This window comes from Gilliamella sp. X-60 (assembly GCF_057063585.1).
The window spans coordinates 95148-116967 of record NZ_JBXSQJ010000005.1; the positions used below are offsets into that span (position 1 = coordinate 95148).

The window sequence follows — 21820 nt, forward strand, 5'->3', positions numbered from 1 at the left end:
AATAATTGTTCATTAAAAATTCCAACAGGTATAAGATATTGTTTATTTTTCTAAAAAGATGAGTCTAATTACCACCACTTTTTATATTTAAGCCAAATGACTGAAACAATACAAATGACAACAAGCAATAATATTAACCCAGTAAAAGACCATTCTTGTTGACTAAAGGGAATACCGGCTAAATTGACCCCCAGCAAACTGGTTAAAAAAGTAATCGGCGTAAAGATAATAGTAAATAGCGACATTAAGTAAATTCGTTTATTGGTCGATTCAGCCAAGAAACTATTAATCTGCTCCATGATTGAGGCTATTCGTAATAAACAGCTATCAATATCAGACACATAATGGTTTTGTTGATAAGAAATATCATGTAATCGCTGACGATCGTTATCGTCAATCCATGATATTCGTTCTGTTGAAATCTTCACAAAAATATCACGTTGTGGCGATAATAATCGACGTAAGACGATCAATTGTTTACGGACTCGACCTATTTCTTTATAAGAAAAAATACGTTGATTTAATACAGATTCTTCTAACTTAATGATTTTATTGTGAACACTATCAAAAGATAAATTAACTTGATCACTAATTAAATCTGACATTTGAATCAACCAATCTGCCACATCAACCGGTCCAATACCTTTTTCTAAACGATCTTTTAATTCAGCAATAGCTGCAATTTCTTGATGCCGAGTTGAAATGATCATGTTATCGGTAATAAAAAAACGAAAAGTAACAATAGGATCAGGCAGTTCATTAGGAATAAAGTTAACGCCTTTTAACACGACTAAAACCCCCGATTCGAAACGGATTTCTTTAGGTATTTGGTTTGGTTTTACCAATTCGTTTTTGATCAAATCAGGCACAAGATCTGTAGCATTTATCCAATCAATAGTTTCTTGCTTGGCAAAATCTAGATGGATCCAAAATGGCTGCGAAATGGAAGGCTTACTTTGTTCATTAAGTGGCATTGCTTTGCCTTTACCGTCTAATTGACAGACAAAAGCAGGTTGAGCATCTAAAAGATGAGAAACAGAAATCACACTTTCACTATCTTGGTTCGTCATTACTAGTACCATTTATTATTGTTTTTTCAAATTATATACTGAATTTAGATTAAAATGGAGTCAATAATTAGTGTTTATTTTGCTTAAGGCATTAAATAAACTTGAAGGACACAAGAATTATCAGGGTGCTGATAAATACCCAACTTAACCCCAGCTAGCGACAAATATTATCCATTGTCAGAACGTCTTTGGATGTGCTTTGTTCAATAATTTTACCCTGATGAATTAATAAAATTTTAACGGCATATAATAATGCCGCTAAATTGAGATCATACAATACACAATATACCGCCAATTTCCGCTTATGAGCAAGTTGTTTTAACAATCTTAAGATCTGTTGTGGGTGATATAAATCAAGGCTGAAGTGGGTTCATCTAAAAAAGCAATTTTTCAGATAGAGGTTATCATAAAGGCTTAATCAAGATGATGACCTTAATGGTATTTTGCATTAAGTCGCCTTGATGGTCAGCAAGATCGCAATCATGGCGATTCAATCAATAATTATCCAGAAAATTGCCATTCAAATTCAATATCGGCGGAATTAGGAAGGCAAACGGGTGATCAACCTTTACTTAATACCACAGCTGATTACAATAGCAAGACCAAAAGGCACATTACAACACATAGGATAAATAGGGTAATTCTTTAATCATCAAAGAAGCAAAAATAACCGTTTCAATCTGGCCATCAAAGTGCAACTGCAGTCAACTAATATTAGCGGGATTGACGCCTTAACTACCCAATTCAATTATCAATAAACTCATATTTACGATAACACAGACTTAAAAAACACATCTAGAGGCAATTTCAACAACAAACACACTACAAAACCTCAACAGAGCCCTGCTTTTACGCAGGGTATATTTTCTTTAGTCGCAAGAAAAAAGCTAAGGAGTGACACAAAGGCCATCGTAGATAACCGGGTGGAGTGGGGTGCTCTCATAACCTTTCATTATTTGACCGTCGAATGAAGCCACCGTGAAAAATGGAACGCCATTTGCAGAGTCAGTCGTCGGGAAGTCGTCGCCACCAAATTCTGCTCCGATGTAATAATACATTTTGCCCCACTCAGAAAAGAGCCCTGCCCCTATTTGACGCTGGTAATGATTACCTGTCGATGACGGCGTGGCGCCAATGGCACCTGCCCCTCTGCATTGGCTTGAGTTATAACCACGGCAGACTGCGTTAGTGAGATCTTTTACTTTTGGAAGCCGATAACCTAAACCATCACACCACTCAGCATGGGTTGGAGCACTCTCAATATCCCATATGTCGCGAACGAGAAACCATTTTTGTAATACAAATCCATATGTTACAACCCCATTACCCTCGCTATCTTTACCCACTAATTCGAATGTCTGCGGTAAATTTGGCTTATAAATTAGACCTGGGTAAGTTGGTTTTTGACCGATATCAAGATAATTACCGTTCTCATCAACTTCACTGTCATCTAATCTAGGACCTGTTATGGTAACTCGCAGCACATCTTCTGGACCATCAAACCACCCATCCCATACTCCTATCTTCCATTGCACTGTAGCAGTTATGCCCTCATGTGTAACGGGTTCCCAAGTCAACTGCCTTGCATCAACCCCCTCTATATCTAAATCAAAATATAATCCATTAGCGCCCGTAGTTGGAAAATTAAGCTCGTATGATGAGGGATTGATTGATTTCACAAAGAATCCTTTTTTTGGATTCCATATGTCAACAGGACCAGCATTTTCATGTGTACCCCAAACCAGATTTGGCCTAACGAAATTGATGAATGGTGATGGTGGTACCATTATTGAATCACTACGATTACCCCCTCGACCATTTTTACTGCTTAACGCCTGTAAATTCAATGAATACGGCAATAACAACAATAGAGCCAATGCCAACGGGACTTTTCGGAATAATTTCGATAATAATTTGGAAGATATTAACAAGATGAGTGTAGTAATTTGCCTAATAGGTTTATTTAATAATTTTAAGACATAAGACTGCTGGTCTCTAAAACGATGATAATGCATCATGGCTAATCCATAAAGTAATTTTTGATCGGTGAAATTATAGCCGTTAAAAAAAAGATTAGTTAGTTTTTTCAGGGAATTTTTTTGTAAAGATTTATTAAGAGCTATCGATTCAGTTTTTATCAGAGAGTGGATCACATAAGATGATTTATTTAATTAAAATAATTATTTAGGTTTTAGTCGTTTTAGGCTTTTGGTTAAAAAAAATAGCTATTGTAATAATTTTCAAGTGAGAAGAATCTATGCGAAATCCCTAAAAAACACGTAACCACAGTTTGTTCACTGGACTAGATGTTGTTTGTTTGCTTTTGAACATCGGTTGCTTTTAGACCGGTTAGAATAACCCATATACTAGAACTACTGATGACCGTTATACCTTTGTAAGTGACTGACGTCCAAATTAACTAACTACCCCCGCCTATATCTAAATCAAAATATAATTCCATTAGCGCCTGCGATTAAGAAATTATGGTCATAAGATGCAAGCGTACAGTATCGTTAAAAAATTTCGAACTACTCTTTGGTCTGAACATTTTGTAAGGATTTGTTAAACGCAATTAATGGTAATCTTCATTGAGCTCTTAGTGAAAAGTTTTGCAAACCTTGTCAAAAAATTTCAGATAACTATGCGTTTGAATATGAAAATTATTTTTTGTTTTAGAAAGCTATTTTTGTTTCAGCATTTTATGTTTAGATGATTTTATTATTACGCCGATTATCACGCTTGAAAGGTAGCTAATTTGAAATGGATTTTGGGACAAAATAGAAAACATCCGCAAAAAGATTGAGCTAGCGACGCAATTTCACTTCAAATTTTTTACATTCTTTTTTATTAAAAACCATTCCCCCCTTTTATGCGATCAGTGACAATTTGTCACTTTATCGGTATGATATTGGTCATTTTATTATAATCGATTAGGTTTAGTGTGAATATTCAACAATTATTAACGCAACGTGTTTCGCAAGCGATGATTATGGCGGGTGCAGATAAAAACTGCGACGCTCTAATTAAGCAATCAGCTAAAGCACAATTTGGTGATTACCAAGCGAATGGCATTATGGCTGTTGCCAAAAAACTCGGAATGCCCCCTCGGGATCTTGCTCAGGCGGTTTTACAACATCTCGATATTAATGATATCGCCGAAAAAGTTGAAATTGCCGGTCCTGGTTTTATCAATATCTTTTTAAAAAATAGCTGGATTGCTGAGCAAAATGAAATTGCTTTAAACAGTGATAAACTTAATATTACTTTGCCCGCAAAATCACAAACCATTGTGGTTGACTATTCAGCGCCTAATGTCGCCAAAGAGATGCATGTCGGGCATTTGCGTTCAACCATTATTGGTGATGCCAGTGTTCGCGTTCTATCGTTTTTAGGGCATAACGTTATTCGTGCCAACCATGTTGGTGATTGGGGAACGCAATTTGGTATGTTAATTGCGTATCTTGAAAAAATGCAAAATGAGCATGCCAATGATATGGATCTTTCAGATTTAGAATCTTTCTATCGCGCTGCCAAAAAATACTATGACGAAGACGAAGTGTTTGCCGAAAAAGCCCGTAATTATGTAGTAAAACTACAAGGTGGTGATAAATATTGTCGTGAGATGTGGCGAAAATTGGTTGATATTACCATGACGCAAAATATTGCCACTTATAAACGTTTAAATGTTACGTTAACGCTTGAAGACACCATGGGCGAAAGTATCTATAACAGTATGCTACCGGGTATTGTTGCCGATTTAAAACAAAAAGGTCTAGCCGTTGAAAGCGAAGGCGCGATTGTTGTGTTTTTAGATGAGTATAAAAACAAAGAAGGCGAGCCGATGGGTGTTATCATCCAAAAACGGGATGGTGGCTATCTTTACGCTACAACCGATATTGCTTGCGCAAAATACCGTTACGAAACGTTACACGCTGATCGTATTCTTTATTATACTGACTCTCGCCAACATCAGCATTTGGAGCAAGTTTGGACAATTATTCATAAAGCCAAGTATGTGCCAGAATCATTAAAACTTGAGCACCATATGTTTGGCATGATGCTAGGTAAAGACGGTAAACCGTTTAAAACACGTTCTGGCGATACCGTTAAATTAAATGATTTGCTAGACGAGGCTTGTGAACGTGCGACAACATTAATTCGTAGCAAAAATCCTGACTTAACTGAAAGCGAGCTTGCCGAAATCGTCGATGCAGTGGCTATCGGTGCAGTTAAATATGCCGATCTTTCTAAAAATCGTACCACCGATTATGTTTTTGATTGGGATAATATGTTGTCATTTGAAGGCAATACCGCACCTTATTTACAATATGCTTATACCCGTGTGTTATCAATATTTAAAAAATCAAATATTACCGAAGACAGCTTAACAGGTAATATTAGTTTAGAAACCGATAAAGAGCGTGCCTTAGCAACTCGTTTAATTCAATTTGACGAAACAATTTCAACAGTAGCAAGGGAAGGTACGCCGCATGTACTTTGTGCTTATCTTTACGACATTGCAACGCTGTTTTCAAGTTTTTATGAAAACTGCCCAATTTTAACGGCCGATAGCGAAAGCTTAATACAAAGCCGCTTGAAATTGGCTTGTTTAACAGCGAAAACACTGAAAATTGGTCTTGATATGTTAGGTATTAAGACGGTTGATAAAATGTAGTTAAACCGCCACCTATTGTGAATGCATAGGTGGCATTTTTGCTAATATATTTAGTATGTTAAACCTTTAAGTTACATGATTTGTTTAACAATATTAATCTCTAATCCATCAACATGATCTTTAGCAAAATTGGCAAATTCGATAAAATGAGGCGTTGCATTGTGCAAATCAATTGCCTGCTGTGAAGCCCATGTTTCGATCACAATAAAGATATTGGGGTTATCAATGCTTTGATTAAGTTCATAGCGTACACAACCTGTTTCGGCCCTGCTACCTGTGACTAATTGTTTAAATATCGCTTGAAATGCCTCATAAAATTCTGGTTTAACGGTGATTGTGGCAACAATATTTAATTGGTTCATGTTAACTGCCTTATATTTAAAAATAATTGGTTAGCACAGTATACGCTTGGTATTACGAATAATCTAAAACAGAATAATGAGATGAATAATCTCATTTTTGTGACATTTAATTATTATTATTAAATAATAGGTTACCATTTAATTTTTTATTTTATGGATAATTTGTATTTATTGAACACTTTTTTTTCAGTTGAAAATCTAAAAAATAATACTTTAACCATTTCATTTATTTATATATTTTATCAATTATAGTGCTTGCTATTATAAATATTTTGGTTAAAATTTTTGCAGTTTTTAATCGATAAGACGTAAGCACAATGAACACTTGTAAATCAATAATCCTAAACAATAAAATTATTGATATTTCTTTTATCCTCCTTTTTGGAGGATTTTTTTTGCCTACTCTGCTCGGTTTTATCCACTTTATTTAAAATGATTAAATTGTAGAGGCACATTATGATTGAACATAAAAATATGTTGTTAACCACAAGAGACCAAAGTTTAAAAGCCTATTTAATGAATAAAATTAAACAAAATGGCGGATGGGTTAATGCACATATGCATGCCGATCGTGCTTTTACTATTTCGGTTGATAGTTTTGATGTTTATCAAAAACAGACCTTAATTGAAAAATGGGATACATTAGATAAAGTCAAAGCATCAATGAGCGAAGACGATTACTATCGTCATTTTAGTATGGCGGTTGAACGTATGATTGAGCAAGGCGTAAGTGCAATGGGATCGTTTGTTGATATTGACCCTATCGCTCAAGAACGGGCAATTAAAGGGGCGCTAAGAGCACGCGAAACCTATAAAAATGACATCACTATAAAATTAGTCAATCAGACACTTAAAGGCGTTATCGATAAAGAAGCTCGTTATTGGTTCGATAAAGGCGCTGATTTAGTTGATATTATTGGTGGTTTACCACGTCGTGATGAGCGCGATCATGGTGAAGGAATGGGACTGAAACATCTTGATGTGCTAATGCAAACGGGTAAATCATTAGGCAAAATGGTTCACGTACATGTTGATCAGTTTAATTCTCAAGATGAGATCGAAACGGAACAACTTACCGATAAAACCCTTGAACATGGTATGCATGGTCGCGTTGTTGCCATTCATAGTATTTCGATCACAGCCCACAGTTTAGAATATCGCCAAAAACTCTATAAAAAAATGAAAGAAGCCAAAATGATGGTCATTGCCTGCCCTTTTGCTTGGATCGATAGCCCACGCCGTGAAGAACAAGGCCCTACTCGTAACTCACTCACCCCAGTTGATGAACTAGCTGCTGCTGGTATTCCTGTTGCCATTGGTACAGATAATGTTAGTGATTATATGTTGCCATTCTCAACTGGCAATATGTGGGAAGAGCTTAAATTGTTAGTGACCGGATGTCGTTATACTGATTTAGATAATGTAATTAATGTAGCAACCAAAAATGGACGAATGGTGCTTGGGCTTGAATAGTTAATCATCTTTATTAAATAAAAACCCCACAAACAAAATAATGTTGTTTGTGGGATGTTATTTTGCTTTGTATCACACTGATGTGATTAGATTATCTTCTCTAAAAATTTAAATATAAACTTTAATTAGTTATAAATATGAAAGATCTCTAATAATATCGTCAAACCGTGATTTTAGTTCGGTTAATTGCTGTTCTTTTGCTGCTTGAAGCAAGCTATCTTTAGTTTTCAACACTCCTTCACTGTGGTTACGCAAATTAGAGGGCACATTACCAGAATAGATATAATCATGTTTTGCCGATGTTTGAACAATGTCAAATTTTTTACTGTAACTATAGACGCCATGAACCTCAATTTCAGTGGTCAAGGTTAATTTATTACTATGCGTCACCGTTTTTAAATTAAATTGCTGATCTTTGTAGGTTTTAACTTGCTTTTTGTTGCCGTTTTCGTCAGACACTTCAACAAATTTATCAAAGACTTGTTCGGTTTTAGTTTCATTGTTAACTGATTGCCCAAGATCAGCAAATTCAACGTTTGTCGTAATGCGAATTGTGACATCTGCCTGACTTGGTTGATAAGCAATGAATTCTATAAAGTCCTTACTTAATATATCTAATACAAAAGATTTTAATTCTAAAGAATTATAATAGACTTTAATTTTCCCTTTTTTTGTATAATTATTTGCTTGTGAATCTGCATCGCGAAATGCTCCGTATTGACGATAAGTAGCAGCAGCCGAGGCGTAATATTTAGCAATTTCACGAAATTGATAACGATGCGTTGCAGTCTTTGCTAGTTGTTGTGCTTGTTCATAAGCAATCTCTGCTTGTTGAGTAGAGTATTTTCTATCATTATCAATAGAAAGTTTATCACTATCTTTGTACTTACCAAGCGGTTGATATACCGCCGATGCGTTATTAAATGCCTCGGCAGCGGCTTTAAAATCACCTTGTCGTTCTAACATTTTTCCTTGGTCATAATACTCTTTAGCCGCAAGTTGCATATATTTTGTATTGGCATTTTTGTACAAACTTTCGATATTTTTATAGTTGTATTGCTCAAGCCCTTTTCCATATAAATCGGCTCTTATTCTGTAACTTTCACTATCGGTGCCAGTAATTGAATTGCCATAATTATAGTACTCTTTAGCAATAGTCTGTTGTAATTGAGTCACGTCATATTTGTTATCGAAAAAGCTGATTTCTTGGCTATAAAAACGATCAGTTAATCGCATTTTCATAGCTAATAGGTTTTCGTAACATTTTATTCGCGTGGCATAATCCAAGTTATTGGTGTTTAAAAGGCTTGTTTCGTAATGTTGCATGACATTACTAACTATATTTTGCAGTCGTTGTATATCTTGTTTTCCAAATTCTGCAGGACCTTTGTCCTCAATACTATCACCCAATAGGTTGATACTTTCTAAATATTTTCCTTCTTTATAAGCATCTTCTGCTGTACGTGTATGGCAAGCAGTTAATAAAAACATAAAAAAAACAGCTATGATTATACGCATAATTTTCCTTTCAATTTATTTTATTTTTGTGCTCGTTCATCTATTTATTATGATGAAAACTGTTTTAATTGAGCTTAATTAATAAGCTGGTTGATGAGTTTATTATAAATTTGCTCTAATTTATTAACTTTTTTTGCTAAAGTTGAGCCACAAATTAATCATCTTTAAAACAAACTAACGCCATATCACAGACAAGCGATATGACATTGATATCATAAAGAAGAATCACTGTCACCTATTTGGCTAAATGCTTTATAATCAATCGTCCGATCCTTTATATTTTGTTAAAAAGCTCGATTGAAGATAAATTAAGACGGCAAGCTAAATGTTCACTTTTAGGTTATATTTTTGTAAAAAATATTCAGGATTCTATACCGTTTCGTCATTAATTGAGAATTTGCAGCCACTATAGGCTAAAACGTGTAATAAACAACGTATCAATTAAGCATTCAAAAAATCCGCTTGCCAACAAAAGTATAAGCAATTTTTTTACTTTTATAATAAGATTAAACCACATAAAGCGATTTTGGGTAAAAACGCCTTATGAGTTTTTAGCAAATTATTTTAATCTTGATGTATAAACCACTCGGCGTTTTCCTATCTATAAAGGTTATTTTCGGGTTGCTTTTTGGGCTACTTTTTGACGAGTAGTTTTAGTCTGTTGATTGAATTTTACGCGCTTAGGTCTTGCTATTCGTTTGTCAGAGGATGAACTTGTTGTAAAGCTTTTGGCTTCTGGTGTTAAACCGACTAGTTCACGTAAGTAATTGACTGAATCAATGCCCAGTTCCATCCAAGTTCCACGCGATAATCCTTTAGGTAAAGTGATATTACCATAACGAATACGTAATAATCGGCTAACTTGCACCTCGATAGCTTCCCACATACGGCGCACTTCGCGATTACGTCCTTCGGTGATTACGACATTAAACCATTGGTTAAGCCCATCGCCACCTTGTGCTTTTATCGATTGAAATGAGGCTGGGCCATCTTCTAGTTGTATTCCTTTACGAAGTTGATTAATCTGCTGATCAGTCACATTACCAAATACACGCACAGCATATTCACGCTCAATTTCGTGCCTTGGATGCATTAAGCGATTTGCAAGTTCACCATCTGTTGTAAATAATAATAAACCTGATGTATTAATATCAAGTCTACCAATATTGATCCAGCGAGCATTTTTTAACCTAGGCAAACGTTCAAAAACAGTGGCTCGACCTTGTGGATCATGACGTGAGCAAATTTCACCTTCCGGTTTGTAATAAGCAAGCACGCGACAAATTTCTTTTTCTTTGCTTCGAAGCTGAACCAAGTGCCCGTTGATACGTATTTTAGGGTTTGCATTCACATCAACGCGATCACCTAAAGTGGCAATTTTACCATCCACACTGATTTTACCGGCTATAATCATGGCTTCAATTTCGCGGCGCGATCCGTTACCTAAATTGGCTAATACTTTTTGCAGTTTTTCAGTATTATCATGTACCGAAGTTTTTCGTGTCACAGTTGGTGCACTTGACGCTTTCGTTTTTTCATAAGATTGGCTTTCTTTAGCTTTAACGCTATTTGTCTTTTTGCCTCGTTGTGGGAATGCAGATTTGCTATTTTTCATATTATCCTCGCTGTTACCTTCTCAGGTATCATTTTTACTATTCACTCTATTGCCTAAATATCGACAATAAAAAACGGTCATTTATTCAAAAGGTTTAGTGTCGCCACTTCCTTGACGAATAATTTCTGGATAGCTATTAGTTAAATCAATCACGGTCGTGGGTTGCTCACCTATATAGCCTCCGTGCACAATTGCATCAAGCTGATAACCAATTTTATCTTCTATTTCGTCGGGATCGGATTGCGCTTGATCATCATTAGGTAAAATTAACGTTGCGCTCATTAATGGTTGCCCTAATAATTCAAGTAACGCTAAATCAATTTTATTATCTGGTACACGTAATCCAATGGTTTTACGTTTTTCGTTCATTAATCGACGTGGCACCTCTTTACTCGCTTGTAAAATAAACACATATTTGCCCGGCGTATTATTTTTTAATAATCGAAAAGTCGTATTATCAACAAAAGCATAGCAAGATAGCTCTGAAAGATCACGGCACATTAAAGTAAAATTGTGATGTTTATCCAGCTGACGAATTTGGCAGATGCGATCAACGCCATGTTTGTTATCCAGTAAGCAACCCAATGAATAGCCTGAATCAGTCGGAAAAGCGATAACGCCACCGTCATTTAATATTTTAACAACTTGATCTAATAATCGAGTTTGCGGATTATCTGGGTGAATATAAAAAATTTGGCTCATAGTTTTCTTCTATATCAATTTTTTTGGTTTATTTTTCAATGTTTAGCGTAATTCCGTCAATATTTTGACCAAATGCAAATATACAGCCATTTAATCCTGATTTAATTACTATTGCCAATTATGCCAAATTGGCGTAACGCTACCTGGCAATGGCATTGTTTTGCCTAAGTCTAAATAATTAACTAAATCATGAAAATCCGAACCTTGCGATGCTAACATATCAAATTCATTGGCTAATTTAGCTAATCGATGTAAATCATCTTGCGTTTGCCTGCTTTGCGAAACCTCAATGGCATCACCACCACAAGCTTTAAATTCACTCAGTAATAATTTTAATTTTGTTAAGGTTAGATCATAACGACTTGGATGCGCAAGCACCGCTTCCCCTCCGGCCATGTGAATGGCATTAACCGCATCAGCAATGCTGCACCATGTTGCAGGCACATAAGCATACCCACCTTTACCTAGGTACTTTTTAAATGCGCGTTTGATGTCCTTAACATAGCCATTAGCGACTAAAAATCTTGCAAAATGGGCGCGCGAAACAATGTCTCCTTTCGCAAATTGTTGTGCTTGCTGATAAGCATTTTCAATACTAACCTTTGCCAATTTTTGGCTTATTGCCAACGCTCGATTAATTCGTCCTTGCTCTTGTGATGATAATAGTGTCAATAATTGAGGATGCTCAATATCAATATTGAGTCCCACAATATGGATTTCGTTATTTTTCCAAGCCGTTGATATTTCAACACCACAAACTAATTTAACAGGCAAATTTTCATTAGCAATTGTTTGTTGAGCTTCAGGTAAGCCTTTAACGGTGTCATGATCGGTAATAGCCAAAATATCGATTTGGTTATCCACCGCTCTTTTGACAAGATCGCTGGGCGTTAAAACACCATCTGATGCTGTAGTATGAGAATGTAAATCAACGATCACTTTTTTCTCGAAAATTATTTTGAAACGTGTAATATACCACACAATTTGCATGACCACTAAAAGGTATATTATGAAAGATCAAATTATTCTTGCTCAGCAAGATACTAACGCTATTATTCAAGAATTGTTAGACGATGGTAGCGATCCTCATGCGCTTTATATTATTGAACATCATGTTTCATCGCAAGATTTTGATAAACTAGAAAAAATAGCAGTAGAAGCTTATAAGTTAGGCTATGAAGCAACCGATCCCGATGAAGATGTTGACGATGCGGGCAACGTTGTTATCGGTTTTGATATCATTGCCGAAATTCCGCTTAATGCTGAATTAATCAATGCGCAAATTGCCGAAATCATTACTCTTACCGCCCAATTTGGCGTCAATTATGACGGTTGGGGCACTTATTTTGAAGATGGAAGTGATGACGATTTCGATGATAGTGAACTTATGGACACACTTCATTAATGTGTTATTAATCTATTTTGTTATTGACTATTCTTATCCGTTAAACAACGGATAAGAATATTGGGTTAATTTAATCTATTTCAATTCTTCTATACGGCTCGTTCTTTTGTGATTTGGCGATACGCTACGAATAGAGACTGTTTCGCCTTTTCTAATGCCTACTGGTTCAGTGTAGCGATGCCAGTTTTTACCTTGATTGGTTGAGTATTCAATGGTTAAACCAGGAAATACAATATTGGCTACTAATTGACCGTTTTCAATTTTAGCACCTGGAACAGGCAAGCGATAATCTATACTAGCTAAATCCAGTTTTTGCAGTTCACGCTGCCCAACTAAATTAGCAAAGCGAATCCAATCATTAAGTAATTGTTGTTGATCAACATAATGCGTTGTTCCCTGAGCAAATTGACGATCTTTTTGGTAGTCAATTTCCCAATCGGCTTGATGCCAAGCTCTTTCGGCGACTGCTAACAAACGTGGAAACGTCATGTATTCCATTTTTTTATCTGTCCGAATATCTTCAGTCCAAATCTGAGCAGATATGCCATAAGCGCCTGACCAATTCATTGTGCCCTTAGCCGTAAATGGATTACCATCGCGATCAACTGAGGTTTCTGCATTTTGTGGCAAATTATTTGGTGCGAAACTAAATATTTTACGTTCATCATTAAAGCGCGTTGCCCAATAATAACCACTCTCTTTTGGATTGACTTCATATGGCATATCTAAATAGACGTAATCAGGATTAGAAATGATCACTTGATAACCTTTATTAGACCACTCATTTACAGAATCAAATCCTCCCCAATATAATGTATCCCAAAAGTTAACCGTCACTTTATCAACCGCAAAAGATTTTGCATTCTCAGCATATTTCATGCCATCTTGCCATGCTTGCATATGGTTAATGCCATGAGATTTTATTATCGTACTGACTTGTTGTGCAAAATAACTAGGTAAATGTTCAATATCTTTTACCTTTCCTTTTGACACAAAGGTTTGGCAAGCTTGAGATTTTGCCCATGAATGATCTTCTATGCTTTGATCTATCGTTCCTTTAGCATCAGTTTTATCTTTTGCTTGTAGATCTTGATAACCTGCACCTAAACGAATATTTTTAGCCTCATCACCACCAAAATGCCAAGTGTGAAGTGGTTGGCCAGCTTCAATATGCATTTTTGCTATTTCATCTATGATTTTATTGACAAAACGTTTAGATGAATCAAGACAAGGATTTAAATAACTTAAACGATTATAAAATTGTACTGTTGTGGTATTAGATGTATCGGTTGGATCAACTAGTCGAAACTCATTAGCTTGTGCTTCTTTGCCATCTGCTATTAAACGTTTATAACGTGCTTCCATTGACACAATTGCGGCTCTGGCATGAGCGGGCATATCAATTTCAGGAATCACCTCGATAAAGCGTGCTTTCGCATATTTTACAATTTCTATATAATCTCGACGAGTTAAAAAACCTGATCCATTCGTATCACTTTCAGGACCCGAACCTAATTGTGGTAATAAACAATGTTGCTCAGTAAGATCATGGCAACGTTTGCTGCCAATATCGGTTAGTTCAGGTAAGTCTGGAATTTCAATTCGCCAACCTTCATCATCACTTAAGTGGAAATGAAACTTATTTAGTTTATATTTTGCCATTTGGTCCAATAAGCGCATAATGGATGCTTTAGATTTAAAATTACGACCAATATCGAGCATAATACCGCGATAAGCAAAACGTGGGGAATCAAACACATTTAGTGTTGGAATTGTTTTAAGTTCGTTTACGGGAATCAATGATAAAATGGATTGTACAGCATAAAAAATACCGCTTTCGTCGTAAGCTGTTATTAAAGCCTCATCTTTTTTAATATCTAATTGATATCCCCCTGATTGTCCTTGTTTGAATTGTTCAGGAGCAATTGCCGCTTTTATTTTATAACCATTTTGAGTAACGGGAATATTTAACGCATTAAACGCCGTGTTTAAAATTGTTAAGCTTTCTTGATTTAAGTCATTAAGTATTAGATTCACCCCTTGCTGACCAATTGTTATATCTTCTTTTTTTAATGTCATTTTTGCAGGTGTTGGCAAAATTTGCCCGCGGAGTGATTCTGCCGATAATTTCTTAATATCCGAATTATATTGGAAACGAGTATTAGGTGTCATTAGTGTATTGTGATCATCGGTTGTCCTTTTCCAGTTTTGTTGAATCGGTGCAACAAAAGCCGATAAATTGTCAGTCCCCGTGTTAGTATTAGCAATGATTTTGGGTTTAGCATTACTTGATGTGATATACCAACGAGGCATTAAATCACTTTCACTTACCATCCAATATTCAGCAATAACCGGAATATTTACTGTGGCATTAGCTGGAATCGAAGTAAATTTTTCTGTTGGCTCGATTTTATGAAGATCACCAGTAATGTGAGTTATTTTGAACTGTTCATTATTTACCGCTAAAATCATCCGGATATTATTAAAATAAATAACCCAATCCTTATCCTTGATTGCTGGACCATTATTCTTTAGCGAAATCTGCACCTTATTACAAGCAGCCCAATCAGCACCTAAAGCTGAACAATTTACACCATGTTCCCCAGCTTGATTGTCTATTACCTCATATTTAACATTGAGTTGTGAACTCATTGAGTCAACAATTTGTTGAGAAGCAAAAACAGATTGGCTTGCTCCCATACTTAACAAAGAAGCAATTGAAGTGGCTAATATTGCGGTTTTTATCTTTTTCATCATTTTTACCTATTTTGGTTGAGCGCTAAACACAGTGAATGGAATTGTGACAATGAATTTGATATCTCGCTCATCTTGAAAGATATTGCCATATCCACCGCCCCAGCTTGGTATACTATTTGAGTGATTGTTATATTTGGTGTAGTGCAATTGGAAAGTCGTATCTTTTGCCCAACTTTCTTGCACGGTATACCCTAAATCAAAGTTATATGCTGATTCAATCAAACGTTGTTTTTGATTGAATTGTCGATTAGTGCTTGGTTTTGCGTTCCAACCATAAGCATAAGAAGCCCCTGTTTTCCAACCTGCTAAAGAGTAAGATAGGTTACTTAAATCATAAGTTATTTCAGCAAACAGGGCTTTTTCACCATTGGCATTAAAGTCGGAACGTGAATTCCACCATACATCTAAACGGCCATTTGATGAAGCATAATCAGGTGTCATACGTTGTAAAAAGAATCCTTGCTCACCTTCAGCTTTAACACAAACCCCTTCAAGTCGCAGACCAACAGGACCAACTTGATAACCTAATGTCGCTGCTTGTAGCCATGCTAAACCATCATAAACATCTTTGCCTTTATGAGACTGATCTTTAGCACCATAAAATTGATAACTCATGGTTAGAGGGCTATCAAACACGTTCATTTTATAAGACACTTTACCAAAAAATTGGTTCATATAATTGTGCGCTTGGCCAAATGCACTTTCTAGTACTAAATTATTTTTGAAGTCATACTTCAAGCCAGCAGAATGTAAATAATCAATTTTTTTACCCGCGCCCCATTGTTTGAATTCATAGAGCCTTTTATACCATGGCGCTTTATATTTATCTGTCCACATGTAAGACATTGATAATGCACCGGCTGTATCAAAATCAAGTGTGGAACCCAATTCAAATCCACGATAAGTGCCCGGTAATAAGCTCCAGTGTGGTGCCAGTAACGTTTGTCCCGAAGGTTGAATATAACCTGCTTTCAGCCACAATAACTCATCGATTTTAAAATTCGCTTGTGCTTTATAAAAACTAAGCCCACTGACGTCTTTTTTCCAATCTTCATCCCAACGAGTGTTTGCACCACTAAATCCAATTTCATTTGGATGACCATTGCCACCATTACTCACTTCCCAAGCGCCATAACCGCCTAGCTCGATAGCAAATCTATTGGCAATATACCCAGAACGGAAGTCCAAATTACTATTAAAGGTTGATTGCCTAATATTGCTTTTATATTTATCAGTTTCGATATCTTTACGATCACGATCGCGATTCCAAAAAAAGACATTACCAGTTAATGAAGAATCTTCAATAAAGTCATTTACACCCGATGCATAAACAGGGATTGCACTGGTTAAAATAGATAAGGACAAAATCAGTTTAGTTAAAGGATTAAATGGTCGAGGTATTATTTGTGCATTACAGATATTCATCTTTATTTTCCTAAAATTATTCTGTTTAATTAATAATAAAATTCATCAAGCTCTAACTTACATGGGCAAGCAGAACAACAGATTAATATTTTCTTAGAATTCGAAAGACACATTATTTTCATTAGCGTATACAAATCAGTGTAGCCTAATAAAAACGTTATCAATGGTGATATTGACTTGAAATACGCAGTTTTATAATGCATAAACATATTTTATCTAGCAAATTAAACAATCTAAAATCGTGATCTAAATCACCAAAATAGCCATTATTTATACGATTTTTTAGATAAAAATCACAACTTTTTTTATTATGAAAAATAAAAAAAATCAGATTTTGAGTTTAAAACACGAGTGAATATTGATGTTAACCTATAAAAACAAGAATGGAGGTAAATAGGATAAATAAGACGAAGAAAGCAATAAGGTAAAAAAAGAGGAATCACTCGGATTCCTCTTTTTATTGGCATAAAAAAATATGTTACTTTTAATTTTCAGTATCAATTTCATCAAAGCTTTTTATTAGCTCATCAATCGCTTTCATTTGTTTTAAGAAAGGTTCAAGTTTATCAAGTGGTAACGCTGATGGACCATCGCATTTTGCATGGCTCGGATCGGGGTGTGATTCTAAAAATAACCCAGCTATACCAACAGCCATACCTGAACGCGCAAGCTCAGTGACTTGACCACGACGCCCGCTAGATGCTGCGCCCATTGGATCACGACACTGCAAGGCATGAGTAACATCAAAAATAACGGGTGAACCTTTGCTGGCTTTTTTCATAATGTTAAAACCTAGCATATCCACCACTAAATTATCATAACCAAAACAACTACCCCGATCACAAAGGATAATTTGATCATTGCCTGCTTCTTCAAATTTTTCAACGATATTTCCCATTTGTCCAGGACTGACAAATTGCGGTTTTTTGACATTAATTACTGCACCTGTTTTCGCCATTGCAACAACGAGATCCGTTTGCCTTGCTAAAAAGGCCGGTAATTGAATCACATCAACCACATCAGCAACGGGTTGACATTGCGCTTCGGTATGGACATCGGTAATAATTTTAATGCCAAACTGTTGTTTAAGCTCTTGGAAGATTTTAAGCCCTTCTTCTAAGCCAGGTCCACGATAAGAATGGATTGATGAGCGATTCGCTTTATCGAAAGACGCTTTAAAAATATAAGGGATATTTAGTTTATTAGTGATGGTAACATAATGTTCACAAATTCTCATTGCCAAATCGCGAGATTCAAGTACATTCATACCACCAAATAGTACAAAAGGTAGATCATTGGCGACAGTAATATCACCAACGTTTACTTTTTTTTGCTGCATCATAAATAAAATTTTCCTAGTTAAGGTTTGAACCAGCGACCAAGTGTGACTCGATCATTACCACTGTAGTCGGTGAAAGTTTCAACTAATTGAAATCCGTGTTGTTTAAAAATGGTTTGCACTGCTTCACCTTGTTTCCAACCATGTTCTATCAGTAACCAACCATATTGGTTTAAATGCTTAGTTGCACCTTTTACAATTAGTTTAATATCAGCTAAACCATCATCTTCAGAAACTAGCGCACTTCTTGGTTCATAGCGCACATCACCTTGTGATAAGTGAATATCGGTTGGCTCAATGTAAGGAGGATTACTGACAATCATTGAAAACTTGCGGTTTTTGATTGGTTTATACCAATCTCCTTGTAAAAAATAGACATTATTTACCCCAATTTGGGTTGCATTTTGTTGAGCTAAAATTAGCGCATCTTTATTTTTTTCAATTGCGGTAAATAAACAGTCTTGGCGCTCAGTTGCCATAGCAATAACTATTGCACCAGTACCCGTACCAAGATCCAACACTTCGCATGGCACTTTAGGTAGATACTCTAAACCTAATTCAACTAATTTTTCGGTATCAGGTCTCGGTATTAACGTGGCATTAGAAACATTAAATTTCAAAGACCAAAATTCTTTTTCGCCAGTAATATAAGCGATAGGTTCACCGTTTTGCCTGCGTTTTAAACATTCAGATAAAGCTATTAATTCATCATCAGTAAGTAATGTTTCACTAAACGCCATTAAAAATGTTCGCGTTTTGTGAGTCACATAACTTAATAAAATTTCGGCATCACGCTTTGGGCTTTCACTATCAGTTAACGTTTGAGATGCGCACTTAAGCCATTGTAAATAAGTCATTCATCTTGTTCCGATAAAGCGGCCAGTTGATCTGCTTGATATTCTTGTACAATTGGATCGATTAGCATCTCTAATTTCCCCGCCATCACTTCGTCTAAACGATAAAGCGTTAGGTTGATTCGATGATCAGTAACTCGACCTTGTGGATAGTTATATGTTCTAATTCTATCTGAACGATCACCCGAACCTAATAAATTACGTCTTGTCGAGGCTTCTTCTTGTTGACGCTTGCGTAGTTCCGCATCTTGAATGCGCGCAGCCAATACCGACATCGCTTTGGCTCTATTTTTATGTTGTGAGCGCTCATCTTGACACTCAACCACAATACCTGTTGGTAGATGGGTAATACGAATGGCCGAATCGGTAGTATTAACATGCTGACCACCGGCACCAGATGAACGATAAGTATCAATTTTTAAATCAGCAGGATTAATTTCGGGCATTTCAGCTTCAGGCACTTCGGGCAAAACAGCGACGGTACAAGCTGAAGTATGAATACGACCTTGCGATTCCGTTTCTGGCACACGTTGAACACGATGCCCTCCCGATTCAAACTTCAAATGACCATAAACTCCATCACCACTCACTAGCATAATAACTTCTTTATAGCCACCATGCTCACCATCACTTGCACTCATAATTTCAACGCGCCAATTGCGTGATTCAGCATAACGTGTATACATTCGGGCTAAGTCACCAGCAAAAATAGCGGCTTCATCGCCACCCGTTCCCGCTCTCACTTCGACAAAACAGTTATATTCGTCATTAGGATCTTTAGGAAGTAATAGCACTTGTAATTGCTTTTCTTGCTCTTCAATTCGACTTAATGCTTCGTTTAATTCCTCTTGCGCCATTTCGCTCATTTCAGGATCGGATAGCATCATTTTAGCTGTCTCAATATCCTCTTGTGTTTGCTTCCAATCAGAAAAACACTTAACCACTCCAGTTAACTGTGAATATTCTTTAGAAAGTGTGCGAAAACGATTTTGATCGGCAATAACCGAAGCATCAGACAACAATGCTTGAACTTCTTCATAACGCTCTTGTAGCGTTTCTAACTTACTGATAATTGAAGATTTCATAAAAATATATTTTAAATGATAGAAATTAATTAAATTTGTGGGGCATTATATACTCAATCGGCTTTAAAATACAGTTTGAGCTAGTTATCAGGCTTATATCGCATAAACAATATATAGCAAGGAAATTGATGTTATATGCAAATAACCGATATATCAGAAATTTAATATTAGCTTTCTTGAATTTTGTGATTGTGGTTTTGGTTAAAAAAACTTATTCTGTATCAATCTTCTATTCTTTAGATATTACGTTAATTAAATTCTGTTATAAGCTAAATTTTAAAATCTGAAAAATGATAATTGAAATTGAAAGTTTTTATGGTAATACATTAATTTCAGGAAAAACATTATCAATAGGGCAGTTAAAATCACGTATGATGACTGTTCTTAATATGGTTGATACCCAAAATTTCACTCACACTTTTTGCCTTAGTTATGGTTATCAAATTTATCCATATGATAAAAATATTGCTGTGGATTATGTGATTGATTTAGATATTTATCATGTTTATCAACCTTATTGTTAATCGCTACAGATTATTTTATTTTCAGAAAGTATTCAAACACTACATATAATGATATTCATCCAGATTCAAAAGTACTAAAAGAACCCGACAAGTAATACAAAGAATAAAATAATGCTCATTTGTATATTTTATATTATTCAAGAAATACTGCTCAAAAAGTACAAAGGCTAAATTCAATAAAATGGATACTTGTGTAATTTATCAAACAAAAAATTCAGTTCTGACATGTCAACTCGGAACCTGTATCTAAAGATTGTTTATTTAATCCCTATACCTTATGAATCACAATTCCAAGCCATTTTATCTAAGGAAAAAGCTTCTCCTACTAATTTGAGTTGTCTTATTCATCACAATTCTCACTTTAAAGTCTATCGATTGTTACTAGACAGTTCATGGCCTATAATAGATAGGTTTATGTTGGTATTTTTTATAAATTAATCATATTCAATTTTATATCTGCCAATAACATCAAAAATATGATCATAAGTGCTAAGAATTACGCGTTGCTTGCCTTTTTTATGAACTTCATCAACTAAATCAAAACTAGATTTTGAATATTTTCCATAAGGGTATTCATCTATTAGATAAATAGATAAGCTATCAATATCACTAAAAATAAATGTAACTTTAACTTCTGGAACATTTAAGATTTCTGGCTTACAGCCTGCTAATGATAATGACGTATTGACCATCAAAGTGAATGGTATACATTCTAATTTAACGTCAGATAATATCAATGCATTGCGTGTATAAATAATGCCGTATTTTGTTTGTATTTCCTGTGTATTCATATCAAACTCATTTTTCCAATTTATTAGGGCGTGTTGATCTTTTGTGATTATTTTTTAGACGGCATGATGTGAGTTATAATAATTCTGCAAAAAACAACCATAACTCGATTCATCATGCCAAGAACAATGCTAACAGATAAACGGTGGGAAAAGCTACTACAAATAATGAAAAATACCGGCCGAGTTTATAATAAATCCGAGCATCGGATGACGTTTGAAGGGATC

Annotated in this window: 17 protein-coding genes and 1 pseudogene; 5 read left to right on the top strand and 13 right to left on the bottom strand. The window is 35.5% G+C overall.

All coding sequences use genetic code 11. The features are described 5' to 3' along the window. Positions 1–68: 68 nt before the first annotated feature. Positions 69–1070: a zinc transporter ZntB gene (zntB, locus tag ACYIAM_RS04480; protein WP_483747419.1), complete on the bottom strand. Its 1002-nt coding sequence runs from the start codon at positions 1068–1070 to the stop codon at positions 69–71. An 887-nt stretch (positions 1071–1957) separates the two neighbouring features. Then, positions 1958–3088: a hypothetical protein gene (locus ACYIAM_RS04485; protein WP_483747420.1), complete on the bottom strand. Its 1131-nt coding sequence runs from the start codon at positions 3086–3088 to the stop codon at positions 1958–1960. A 923-nt stretch (positions 3089–4011) separates the two neighbouring features. Here ACYIAM_RS04485 and argS point away from each other — a divergent pair. Further along, on the top strand, positions 4012–5745 hold the full coding sequence (gene argS / locus ACYIAM_RS04490) for an arginine--tRNA ligase (RefSeq protein ID WP_483747421.1): 1734 nt from the start codon (positions 4012–4014) through the stop codon (positions 5743–5745). A gap of 71 nt (positions 5746–5816) precedes the next feature. Here the strand turns inward: argS and ACYIAM_RS04495 are convergent, their stop codons facing one another. Next, complete coding sequence (locus ACYIAM_RS04495; protein ID WP_483747422.1) at positions 5817–6107, bottom strand: putative quinol monooxygenase; 291 nt, start codon at positions 6105–6107, stop codon at positions 5817–5819. A gap of 456 nt (positions 6108–6563) precedes the next feature. Between ACYIAM_RS04495 and ACYIAM_RS04500 the strand changes: the two genes are divergently transcribed. After that, a complete protein-coding gene (locus tag ACYIAM_RS04500; protein WP_483747423.1) occupies positions 6564–7580 on the top strand; it encodes an amidohydrolase family protein in 1017 nt (338 codons plus the stop codon). 129 nt (positions 7581–7709) lie between these two features. On the opposite strand, the gene ACYIAM_RS04505 is transcribed toward ACYIAM_RS04500, so the two are convergent. The 4 genes from ACYIAM_RS04505 to rnm all read right to left on the bottom strand — a co-directional run bounded on the left by ACYIAM_RS04505 (position 7710) and on the right by rnm (position 12405). Further along, positions 7710–9098 carry a hypothetical protein gene (locus ACYIAM_RS04505; protein ID WP_483747424.1) on the bottom strand — a complete coding sequence of 463 codons (1389 nt, stop codon included), beginning with the start codon at positions 9096–9098 and terminating at the stop codon, positions 7710–7712. 610 nt (positions 9099–9708) lie between these two features. Beyond that, positions 9709–10713, bottom strand: a complete 1005-nt coding sequence (gene rluB, locus ACYIAM_RS04510; RefSeq protein ID WP_483747425.1) for a 23S rRNA pseudouridine(2605) synthase RluB — start codon at positions 10711–10713, stop codon at positions 9709–9711. 81 nt (positions 10714–10794) lie between these two features. Continuing rightward, positions 10795–11415 (bottom strand): L-threonylcarbamoyladenylate synthase, encoded by a 621-nt coding sequence (locus tag ACYIAM_RS04515; protein ID WP_483747426.1) that lies wholly within the window; start codon positions 11413–11415, stop codon positions 10795–10797. A gap of 108 nt (positions 11416–11523) precedes the next feature. Further along, positions 11524–12405: an RNase RNM gene (gene rnm / locus ACYIAM_RS04520; RefSeq protein WP_483747427.1), complete on the bottom strand. Its 882-nt coding sequence runs from the start codon at positions 12403–12405 to the stop codon at positions 11524–11526. 19 nt (positions 12406–12424) lie between these two features. Between rnm and rraB the strand changes: the two genes are divergently transcribed. Beyond that, a complete protein-coding gene (rraB, locus tag ACYIAM_RS04525) occupies positions 12425–12820 on the top strand; it encodes a ribonuclease E inhibitor RraB (protein ID WP_483747428.1) in 396 nt (131 codons plus the stop codon). A 75-nt stretch (positions 12821–12895) separates the two neighbouring features. Here the strand turns inward: rraB and ACYIAM_RS04530 are convergent, their stop codons facing one another. The 5 genes from ACYIAM_RS04530 to prfA form a co-directional block, all read right to left on the bottom strand. After that, positions 12896–15574 (bottom strand): beta-N-acetylhexosaminidase, encoded by a 2679-nt coding sequence (locus ACYIAM_RS04530; protein ID WP_483747429.1) that lies wholly within the window; start codon positions 15572–15574, stop codon positions 12896–12898. Positions 15575–15583: 9 nt separating this feature from the next. Next, positions 15584–17002, bottom strand: coding sequence for an OprD family outer membrane porin (locus ACYIAM_RS04535; protein ID WP_483747430.1), 1419 nt, complete (start codon positions 17000–17002; stop codon positions 15584–15586). A 484-nt stretch (positions 17003–17486) separates the two neighbouring features. Further along, positions 17487–18341: a 3-deoxy-8-phosphooctulonate synthase gene (gene kdsA, locus ACYIAM_RS04540; RefSeq protein ID WP_483747434.1), complete on the bottom strand. Its 855-nt coding sequence runs from the start codon at positions 18339–18341 to the stop codon at positions 17487–17489. A 20-nt stretch (positions 18342–18361) separates the two neighbouring features. After that, positions 18362–19198: a peptide chain release factor N(5)-glutamine methyltransferase gene (prmC, locus tag ACYIAM_RS04545; protein ID WP_483747431.1), complete on the bottom strand. Its 837-nt coding sequence runs from the start codon at positions 19196–19198 to the stop codon at positions 18362–18364. Next, a complete protein-coding gene (prfA, locus tag ACYIAM_RS04550) occupies positions 19195–20280 on the bottom strand; it encodes a peptide chain release factor 1 (RefSeq protein WP_160431948.1) in 1086 nt (361 codons plus the stop codon). Before prfA ends, prmC begins: the two co-directional genes overlap by 4 nt. A gap of 290 nt (positions 20281–20570) precedes the next feature. On the opposite strand from prfA, the gene ACYIAM_RS04555 reads away from it, so the two are divergent. Continuing rightward, positions 20571–20804, top strand: coding sequence for a hypothetical protein (locus ACYIAM_RS04555; RefSeq protein ID WP_483747432.1), 234 nt, complete (start codon positions 20571–20573; stop codon positions 20802–20804). A 434-nt stretch (positions 20805–21238) separates the two neighbouring features. On the opposite strand, the gene ACYIAM_RS04560 is transcribed toward ACYIAM_RS04555, so the two are convergent. Continuing rightward, entirely contained in the window at positions 21239–21595 is a 357-nt protein-coding gene (locus tag ACYIAM_RS04560; RefSeq protein WP_483747433.1) for a hypothetical protein, read from the bottom strand. A 114-nt stretch (positions 21596–21709) separates the two neighbouring features. Here ACYIAM_RS04560 and ACYIAM_RS04565 point away from each other — a divergent pair. Further along, a pseudogene (locus tag ACYIAM_RS04565) lies at positions 21710–21820 on the top strand (IS5/IS1182 family transposase); the annotation flags it as partial.

What these genes read in the sequence shown, in the direction of transcription:
- zntB (WP_483747419.1), bottom strand. Translation starts at nt 1,070, where the DNA reads ATGACGAACCAAGATAGTGAAAGTGTGATTTCTGTTTCTCATCTTTTA.
- ACYIAM_RS04485 (WP_483747420.1), bottom strand. Translation starts at nt 3,088, where the DNA reads ATGATGCATTATCATCGTTTTAGAGACCAGCAGTCTTATGTCTTAAAA.
- ACYIAM_RS04495 (WP_483747422.1), bottom strand. Translation starts at nt 6,107, where the DNA reads ATGAACCAATTAAATATTGTTGCCACAATCACCGTTAAACCAGAATTT.
- ACYIAM_RS04500 (WP_483747423.1), top strand. Translation starts at nt 6,564, where the DNA reads ATGATTGAACATAAAAATATGTTGTTAACCACAAGAGACCAAAGTTTA.
- ACYIAM_RS04505 (WP_483747424.1), bottom strand. Translation starts at nt 9,098, where the DNA reads ATGCGTATAATCATAGCTGTTTTTTTTATGTTTTTATTAACTGCTTGC.
- rluB (WP_483747425.1), bottom strand. Translation starts at nt 10,713, where the DNA reads ATGAAAAATAGCAAATCTGCATTCCCACAACGAGGCAAAAAGACAAAT.
- ACYIAM_RS04515 (WP_483747426.1), bottom strand. Translation starts at nt 11,415, where the DNA reads ATGAGCCAAATTTTTTATATTCACCCAGATAATCCGCAAACTCGATTA.
- rnm (WP_483747427.1), bottom strand. Translation starts at nt 12,405, where the DNA reads ATGCAAATTGTGTGGTATATTACACGTTTCAAAATAATTTTCGAGAAA.
- rraB (WP_483747428.1), top strand. Translation starts at nt 12,425, where the DNA reads ATGAAAGATCAAATTATTCTTGCTCAGCAAGATACTAACGCTATTATT.
- ACYIAM_RS04530 (WP_483747429.1), bottom strand. Translation starts at nt 15,574, where the DNA reads ATGAAAAAGATAAAAACCGCAATATTAGCCACTTCAATTGCTTCTTTG.
- ACYIAM_RS04535 (WP_483747430.1), bottom strand. Translation starts at nt 17,002, where the DNA reads ATGAATATCTGTAATGCACAAATAATACCTCGACCATTTAATCCTTTA.
- kdsA (WP_483747434.1), bottom strand. Translation starts at nt 18,341, where the DNA reads ATGCAGCAAAAAAAAGTAAACGTTGGTGATATTACTGTCGCCAATGAT.
- prmC (WP_483747431.1), bottom strand. Translation starts at nt 19,198, where the DNA reads ATGACTTATTTACAATGGCTTAAGTGCGCATCTCAAACGTTAACTGAT.
- prfA (WP_160431948.1), bottom strand. Translation starts at nt 20,280, where the DNA reads ATGAAATCTTCAATTATCAGTAAGTTAGAAACGCTACAAGAGCGTTAT.
- ACYIAM_RS04555 (WP_483747432.1), top strand. Translation starts at nt 20,571, where the DNA reads ATGATAATTGAAATTGAAAGTTTTTATGGTAATACATTAATTTCAGGA.
- ACYIAM_RS04560 (WP_483747433.1), bottom strand. Translation starts at nt 21,595, where the DNA reads ATGAATACACAGGAAATACAAACAAAATACGGCATTATTTATACACGC.